This is a genomic window from Sphingobium sp. SG1 (genome assembly GCF_057063145.1).
The window spans coordinates 822,493-830,030 of sequence record NZ_JBVVOJ010000001.1 but is presented as its reverse complement, the minus strand read 5'-3'; the positions used below and the strand labels follow the sequence as shown (position 1 = coordinate 830,030).

The window sequence follows — 7,538 nt, the reverse complement described above, 5'->3', positions numbered from 1 at the left end:
CTCGCCCAACGCCACCTCCAAAAGGCAGCCTTGAATCAACGCCCGATCCTGCTGTCAACCTTTGTCCACGAAACCTAGCGTGGCGCGCCGAAGTTGGTCGGCGGCCTGCTCGCCTCTCCTGAGTCGCGCATGCCGGATGGATGGTTGAGAGGCCCGATCTGATGACCGGGTATTTACCCGGAGAGGGGGGATCGGCCTGCACGACATTTTCCGGCCTCATTACAGGCCAATGGTGATGACGGCATCGGGTTTACCCCGGCAACATTCTCCGCGCTCCTAGGCAATGACCCCGATGTCCAAGCTCTACGCAAGGGCGCACAAGGGGGGGCAGGCGGCATGGTCACCGTATCTAATGAGCGGCCGCCGGCCGAAGGGAGGACGAAATGGCGCGTCACAGCATCAGGCTTGGCGGCATTTGTGTCGTGATGATGGGTACGGTTGCAGCGCCCGCGCATGCGCAATCGCTCGACGACAAATATTGGGTCGAGGTGGGGGCCTATTGGCCGTCGGTCAGTTCCCATGTCCGGGTCGCACCCGCCTCCAACCCGGATGGCGGCACGAATATCGACCTGGAATCCGACCTCGATCTCGACAAGCGCAAGGCACTGCCGCAGGTCGCGGCGGGAATAAGATTGGGCGACAACTGGTCGGTGATGGGCGAATATTATTCGCTGAGCCGCAACGGCTCCAAGACGGTAGCGCGCGATATTGTCTTTGACGATGTCACCTATCCGGCCGGTGTCCGGGTGGAAAGCGGCTTCGATAGCGACGTCTACCGACTGACCTTCGGCTATGCGTTCGTGAGCACGCCCGATACCCGCGTCGGCGCGGCGCTGGGGCTGCATGCGACCGATTTCACCCTGACGCTCAAGGGCGACGCGAGATTGGGTGAAACGCAGGTGAGCGGGACGCAGCGCCGCCGCAAGGCGCTGGCGCCGTTGCCGACGGTGGGGCTGTTCGCGTCGCAGCGGATCGCCACCGACCTGACCCTGGGCGCAAGGGCGGATTATCTGTCGCTCAAGATCGACGATTATAAGGGGCGGCTGCTCAACACCGAAGCGGCTGTGACCTGGCGCTTTGCCAGGAATGTCGGGATCGGCGCGATGTGGCGCTACGTCAATTACCGGGTCGATGTCGACAAGGATAATTGGGCTGGTCGGATGAGATACCGCTTCAGCGGCCCGGCGGTCTTCATGCAGGTTGGGTTCTGACAGGAAAGGGGCGTCGTGCGGATCGGCACGGCGCCCTTTCGTGTCTGTCAGGCCGCGCGGATCACGCAGCGAAAGCCGATATGGCTGGTCGAGGAGTCGATCGCCTGGGCATGGCGCGCGGCTGGACGATAGCGCCGGCAATAACTGGGCGCGCAGAGGTGCGAGCCCCCTTTAAGGACACGGCGCGGGATGAGGATGTGCGGCTGCTGCGGGTCATAGCTGGCTTCGCGCGCCTGGTTGAGCGGGTTGCGCGGCGCGCAGCAGGGGCGCGAGGGATCGGCCTGGTGCCGGGCGGCGTAGAAATCCTCGGTCCATTCCCAGACATTGCCGATCATGTCCGACAGGCCATAGCCATTGGCGGGGAAGCTGCCGACCGGCGAGGTGCGTTCATAGCCGTCGATCAGCAGATTTTCGGACGGGAAATTGCCCTGCCAGAAATTCGCCATCGCCTTGCCATCGGGCAACAGTTCGTCGCCCCAGGCAAATTCCTGGCCATCGACGCCGCCGCGCGCGGCAAATTCCCATTCCGCTTCCGTGGGCAGCGCCTTGCCCGCCCAGGCGGCATAGGCAGCGGCGTCGTCATAGGTGACATGGACCACCGGATGGTCGTCGAGATCATCGATCGAGGAGTCCGGGCCGAGCGGATGGCGCCAGTCGGCGTCGAAGACATAGCGCCACCATTGGCTCCAGTCATGCAGCGGCACGGGGCGATCGGTCGCCGTGAAGACCAAAGAGGCGGGGCGCAGCATCTCCGGCTGGGCGCCGGGATAATCGTCCGGATTGGGGGCGATCTCCGCCGTGGTGCGGTGGCCGGTCGCCTCGACGAAGCGGCGGAAGTCGCGATTGGTGACGGGGGTGGCATCGATCCAGAAGGCATCGACCTCGACCGGATGGGCTGGGGCTTCCTCGGGATAATGATGGTCCGACCCCATGATGAAGCGACCGCCGGGAATATGGATCATGTTGTCCGGCGCAGTGGCCGCAGGGGCGAGGGGGGATGGCACGGTCAACCGATACTCCTTGTCTGTCGATCCTGTTGATGCGCCTATACGGCGCGCGTCGCAATGGCCGCGAACAGGGCGATGCCGGCCACGCACATGATCAGCGCCATGACCAGCACTGGTCGGCCCAGATGAAACTGGTTGGTCTGCTTGAGGTCGGACAGCGTCATCCAGTAACCCCATGTGCCAAGCAGGATGGCCAGCGTGCCCATGCCGGCGAGGAACAGGCCGATATGCTGCGGGCTCTGGGAATCGCCATGGCCCGTCTTCTCCGTCGCGGCGTCGAGAAATTTGTAGATGGTGAAGCCGAAGCTGAGCATCGAGAGCGAGGTGCGAATCCAGGCCATCAAGGTGCGATCCGCGGCCATGACGGTGCGTTTTGCACCCAGATCGGCTGGCAGATTGGGAATGTCTTCCGTCATGATCGCCGCTCCATCAGCGAGAAATCTTGCGGTGATCCTAGGCGTGCCGTCGGGGATTGGCGATCATGATAAACCCTGGGACGGCACAGTGAGGATCTGTTCCCGGTGCGCGGGCGCAAAGCGGCGCGGAGCGTTGGATAGCAGCATGTTAGGCGCGCGCCGGATGACGGGCATCGGCGCAAAAGGCCGATCAGGGCAAATCCCGACTTGGCCGGCCCCGGCGGCGCTCTAGCTTGATAGCGACAGGACAAGGCCGGGACGGTGCGCAAATGACCACCCGGCAGCAGGGATCGGCCGGGACTACCGGCCCATGAAATGACTGCCACCCATCCCCCCGGGTGTGGTCATGCATCAGGCGGGAAGAAGGACTGCACTTTCCGCCTGATGCTCCATCAGGCTCAGGCCCTGCTCGGAAAGAAATGCGGCCAAATCGGCAATTATCCCGATGGGCCGCGTCGTCGGAACGGCGATAGTCGGCCGCAGCAAGGGAGATGGCGTCCAATAGCCGCATCGCGCATCTCGCCGCGCGTCCGATCCGGGCAGAAGGAGCTTGTGATGAGGTCTAGGATAAAATGTCTCTGTGTGCCGCTGGCGCTGCTGGCCGCATCCACTGCCCATGCGCAGACTGCCGCGCCGGCGGCGGGCGTGGTCGAGCCGGCGGCGATGGACGCCATGGACAAGATGAGCGCCAAGCTGATCTCGCTGCCCGGCTTCGCGCTGAAGGCGGATGTCACGACCGAAGTGGTGCTTGATACCGGGCAGAAGCTGCAGTTCACCGGTGCGCTGGACATTCAGGTCCACAAGCCCGACGCGTTCAAGATCGTCGCCACATCCGACATCCAGAACCGCGAATATTATTTCGGTGGCGGGAAGTTCACGGTGCTGGCGCCGCGGCTGAACTATTATGCCAGCGTGCCGGTGACCGGTTCGATCGGCCAGTCGCTCGACAGCCTGCGCACCACCTATGGTGTCGAACTGCCGCTGGCCGACCTGTTCACCTGGGGCACGGACCAGACACTGCGCAGTCGCATAAAGTCGGGCTATGTCATCCGCCCAGAGACGATCGATGGCCGTACCTGCACCCATTATGCTTTCCGCCAGGAAAAGGTCGACTGGCAGATATGGATTGAGGACAGCAGCCAATTGCCCTGCAAGATGGTGATCACCGACACGAATGATCCGTCGATGCCGCAATATAGCGCGCTGATGCGCTGGGACGGCAGCGCGCGACCGTCGGCGGCTGACCTCGCCTTCACCGCGCCAGCCGGCGCCAATCCGATCCGCATGGTGGACCTGAGCAAGGGAGAGGCGAAATGAGCATGGAGGCAAAACGCGGCCTGGCCATCATCGCGTCGCTTGCCCTGATGGCCGAACCGGTCGTCATCGGTCGGGTCATGCTGTCATCGGCGGCGCTGGTGCTGGGCATGGCCGCATCGACGGCGGAGGCGGCGCCGCCCCGGAACCGTGGCAATCGCGGTGGCGGCGGGCGCGCACGACCGGCGCGGCCCTCGGGCGGCGGCCATGCGGCACGGCCGGGCAATTCCCATCCCGGCGGGCGGCCGGGCGTTCGCGGCGGATCGGTCAACAATGTCAATCACAACCGGCATCACAACACGGTCAACAATGTCCATGTGAATGTTGATCATGGCGGTGGACATCATGGTGGCGGTCCGGACCGCTACGACCATTATGATCATCATCGCCATGACCGGTGGGATGATGATTGGGACGATCACTGGCATCCGGTGGCGACCGCTGCCGCGGTGACGCTGACGGCGGCGGCGATCGGATCGATCGTGCGCAGCATTCCGCCGGATTGTTCGACCGTGGTGGTCAATGGCATCAGCTATTCGCAGTGCGGCAACAGCTGGTATCAGCCGCAATATGTCGGATCGTCGGTGCAATATGTGGTGGTCAATCCGCCACGCTGAGGCGCCGGTCGATCAAAGGAAAAAGCGGCCGTCCGAAAGGGCGGCCGCTTTTTTTGTGGTGCAGGTGCCGGACAGGCGAGGAGGCCCGTCCGGCAATATGATCAGAACTTGACCGAGGCGTTCACGAAGAAGGCGCGGCCGTATACGTCGTAGGTCGACGGATAGGTGTTCGACTGCTGCTGGTTGTCGCCCATGATCGGCGGCTTCTTGTTGAACATGTTGTTCATGCCCAGCGACCAGCCGAAGGTTTCCGTCGCCTGCACCTGGAGGCCGAGGTCGAACAGGTTGTAGGCCTTGATCTTCTCGACGCTATAGGTGGTCGTATCGTCGTCGTCGCGGACGCTCGACAGATAGCGATGGGTCAAGCCCAGGGTGATCGGACCGCTGCTCCAGGTGATGCGGTTGTTGAGCCGCAGCTTGGAATAGGGATCGCCGCAATAGACGCCGAAGCGGCCGGCGCAGCTCTGGTTCAGTTCCGGGATCGCCGCGACCGGGTTCAGGTCGTAACGGATCAGGCGGGTGCCTGCGACGCGGAAGCTGAGCTTGCCGGTCTTGGCGCCGAACACGCCGAAGTTGAGCGGCAGGCTGTAGTTCATCTCGAAGTCCACGCCCTCGGTCTTGAGACCACCGGTGTTGGACAGGAGATTTTCCGCGCCCTCGATCGCATAGCTGTTCTCGTTGCGCGGCAGCAGCGAGCAATAGCTGCTGTCGTAGGGCGTCCAGCCATTGGACTGATCGCCATAGCAGGCCTTGATGATGTTCGCGGTGCCCGGCGTCGAGATGTAATTGTCGATCTTGATATGGTAATAATCGACCGTCAGGCTGAAGCGCGGCAGGAAGCTGGGCTGGAGCACGACGCCCGCGGTCCAGGTGTCCGACTTTTCCTCACGCAGGTTCGGGTTGCCGCCGGTGATCGAGTCGATCTGCGAGCTGCCACCGTTGATGTCGGTGCCGAGCGCGCTCGACGGAACGCCGGTCGCGACGCAACTGGCCGCCAGGCTGGCATTGGTGGTCGCGTCCTCGGTCGAGCAGGGATCGTTCGCGGTCGGGAAGTCCTGCGACTGGCCCGAATAGAGATCCGCGACGGTCGGCGCACGCACCGCCCGGCTATATTGACCGCGGAAGGTGACGTCCTTGATCGGCGCGTAGATGAGGCCGGCCGAGAAGGTGCCGACATTCTTCGCTGCGGTCGAGTAATGCGAGAAGCGATAGGCGCCGTTGAAGTCGAGCTTGTGGACCAGCGGCAGGTCGGCGAGCAGCGGCACGTCGATTTCGGCGAACAGCTCCTTCACATTATAGCCGCCCGACAGGCCCTCACCGGCGTTGAAGCCGACGACGTCGCCCGAGGACAGGGCATAGTCCGGATCATAGCTGCCATGTTCGGAGCGGTATTCGGCGCCGAAGGCAATACCGGCCGGGCCGGCGCCCAGATCGAACAGATTGCCGTTGGTGACGGCGAAGCTGGCGACCTGTTCGGTCACGGTGCTGACATTCTTGACCGGGATCGAGATGAAGGCGGCGGCTTCGCTGCTGATATTGCCTTCGCCGAAGATGTTCAGCGGGACGCAGCCATTGCTGGTGTCCGAACAGACCAGATTGCCGTCGCTGTCATAGGTGGTCTTGAGCGCCTGCTCCACGCGGCTGCGCGATACGTTGCCGGTCTGGGTCTCGACCTGCTTGGTGCGCGAATAGCTGTAATAGCCGTCATAATTCCAGTCGCCGGCAATCTGGCCCTTGGCACCGATCAGGGTGCGATAGGCGGTATTGTCGACATTGGAGATGCGGGCGCCGACCTCGTTGAGGCGGCGATAGATGGCGGCGGTGGCATAGCCGTCGCCATCGGTGTCCGCGGCCGACAGCAGCGCCTGCGATTCCGGCGAAAGGAAGGAGGAGTCGACGTCGAGCGAGACCGAGCCGGTGAACGGCGTGGACGCCAGGCGGTTCTTCACCCGGTTGTTGATGAACTGACCCTCGGCATAGACGGTCAGGTGATCGTTGACGTCATAATGGGTCTGGGCGCTCAGCAGGATGCGCTTCTGGGGCACCTGCAGATAATTGTCCGGCGCATAATTATAGGCGTCGGTCGCCGCGTCATAGGCCGAATAGCTGCCGTCCTGGTTGAACTTATACTGGGTGCCGGACAGGGCGAAGCGGGTGCCGGGGATCGAGCCCGAGCCGCCGGCGGCCAGGCCGCCATCGCCGTCATCGGTATAGGCCTGCTTGGTGTAGCTGCGGGCCGACTGCTGCACGGCGTCGCGCTTTGTGTAATCGATGTAGAAGGTGGCGTTGCCGCGACCGTCGGCGAAATTGCCGCCCATCAGCAGGTTGGTGTTGAAAGTGCCGCCGTCGCCAGCCTGGTTGATGCGATAATTGGCGTTTGCTTCCACGCCGGAAAAGTCGCGCTTGGTCACGAAGTTGATGACGCCGGCGATCGCGTCCGAACCATAGACGGCGGAACGGCCGCCCGACACGACCTCGACATGGTCGATCAGGCCCGCCGGAACGGTGTTGAGATCGACGATCTGGTTGGAGTCATAGGAGACATAGCGACGGCCATCGACCAGCACCAGGGTGCGGTTGGCGCCCAGGCCGCGCAGGTCCGCTGTCGACACGCCGCCGCCCGGATTATTGGATGCTGCCGTCGTGCTGGGGATCAGTTGGGGCAGGTCATTGATGATCGATTCGACGTTGACCTTGCCGCTGAGCTTCAATTCCTGCGCGCTGACGATCGCGATCGGCGATGCCTGCTGCAGGTCGGGGCGGGCGATGCGCGAGCCGGTGACGACGATGGTGTCGCTGGTCGCGCCATCATCCGCCGCGCTGGTCTGCGCGAAGGCCGGGGTCGCCAGGCCGAGCAGGATGGTCGACGCCGAAAGGCGCCGCATGATGTGAGACGGCATGAAAATAATCTCCCTTGGGATATTTTATCCCGGTCCGCGCCCTGTTGGTTTGTCCTTGGGATGACGCGAGCCG

The 7,538-nt window shown here is 63.3% G+C and carries 6 protein-coding genes; 3 read left to right on the top strand and 3 right to left on the bottom strand.

Features of this window, described 5'->3' with window-relative positions:
• The first annotated feature begins 383 nt into the window (after window positions 1-383).
• Complete coding sequence (locus tag AC0KVN_RS05420; protein WP_435568695.1) at window positions 384-1,211, top strand: outer membrane beta-barrel protein; 828 nt, start codon at window positions 384-386, stop codon at window positions 1,209-1,211.
• 47 nt (window positions 1,212-1,258) lie between these two features.
• On the opposite strand, the gene AC0KVN_RS05415 is transcribed toward AC0KVN_RS05420, so the two are convergent.
• Together AC0KVN_RS05415 and AC0KVN_RS05410 are read right to left on the bottom strand one after the other, a co-directional pair.
• The gene (locus AC0KVN_RS05415) at window positions 1,259-2,173 is read right to left on the bottom strand and encodes a formylglycine-generating enzyme family protein (protein ID WP_435568724.1); all 915 of its coding nucleotides are present in this window, start codon (window positions 2,171-2,173) and stop codon (window positions 1,259-1,261) included.
• Between the two features lie 83 nt (window positions 2,174-2,256).
• The gene (locus AC0KVN_RS05410; RefSeq protein ID WP_004207429.1) at window positions 2,257-2,634 is read right to left on the bottom strand and encodes a YidH family protein; all 378 of its coding nucleotides are present in this window, start codon (window positions 2,632-2,634) and stop codon (window positions 2,257-2,259) included.
• A 555-nt stretch (window positions 2,635-3,189) separates the two neighbouring features.
• Here AC0KVN_RS05410 and AC0KVN_RS05405 point away from each other — a divergent pair.
• Together AC0KVN_RS05405 and AC0KVN_RS05400 are read left to right on the top strand one after the other, a co-directional pair.
• Window positions 3,190-3,951 carry a DUF2092 domain-containing protein gene (locus AC0KVN_RS05405; RefSeq protein WP_210729761.1) on the top strand — a complete coding sequence of 254 codons (762 nt, stop codon included), beginning with the start codon at window positions 3,190-3,192 and terminating at the stop codon, window positions 3,949-3,951.
• Window positions 3,948-4,565: a hypothetical protein gene (locus AC0KVN_RS05400; protein WP_037520350.1), complete on the top strand. Its 618-nt coding sequence runs from the start codon at window positions 3,948-3,950 to the stop codon at window positions 4,563-4,565. The genes AC0KVN_RS05405 and AC0KVN_RS05400 overlap by 4 nt, the downstream gene beginning before the upstream one ends.
• Window positions 4,566-4,666: 101 nt before the next feature.
• Here the strand turns inward: AC0KVN_RS05400 and AC0KVN_RS05395 are convergent, their stop codons facing one another.
• Window positions 4,667-7,465 carry a TonB-dependent receptor gene (locus AC0KVN_RS05395; protein WP_375188769.1) on the bottom strand — a complete coding sequence of 933 codons (2,799 nt, stop codon included), beginning with the start codon at window positions 7,463-7,465 and terminating at the stop codon, window positions 4,667-4,669.
• Between the last annotated feature and the right edge of the window lie 73 nt (window positions 7,466-7,538).

Coding starts and splice junctions, on each gene's coding strand:
- AC0KVN_RS05420 (WP_435568695.1), top strand. CDS start 384: ATGGCGCGTCACAGCATCAGGCTTGGCGGCATTTGTGTCGTGATGATG.
- AC0KVN_RS05415 (WP_435568724.1), bottom strand. CDS start 2,173: ATGATCCATATTCCCGGCGGTCGCTTCATCATGGGGTCGGACCATCAT.
- AC0KVN_RS05410 (WP_004207429.1), bottom strand. CDS start 2,634: ATGACGGAAGACATTCCCAATCTGCCAGCCGATCTGGGTGCAAAACGC.
- AC0KVN_RS05405 (WP_210729761.1), top strand. CDS start 3,190: ATGAGGTCTAGGATAAAATGTCTCTGTGTGCCGCTGGCGCTGCTGGCC.
- AC0KVN_RS05400 (WP_037520350.1), top strand. CDS start 3,948: ATGAGCATGGAGGCAAAACGCGGCCTGGCCATCATCGCGTCGCTTGCC.
- AC0KVN_RS05395 (WP_375188769.1), bottom strand. CDS start 7,465: ATGCCGTCTCACATCATGCGGCGCCTTTCGGCGTCGACCATCCTGCTC.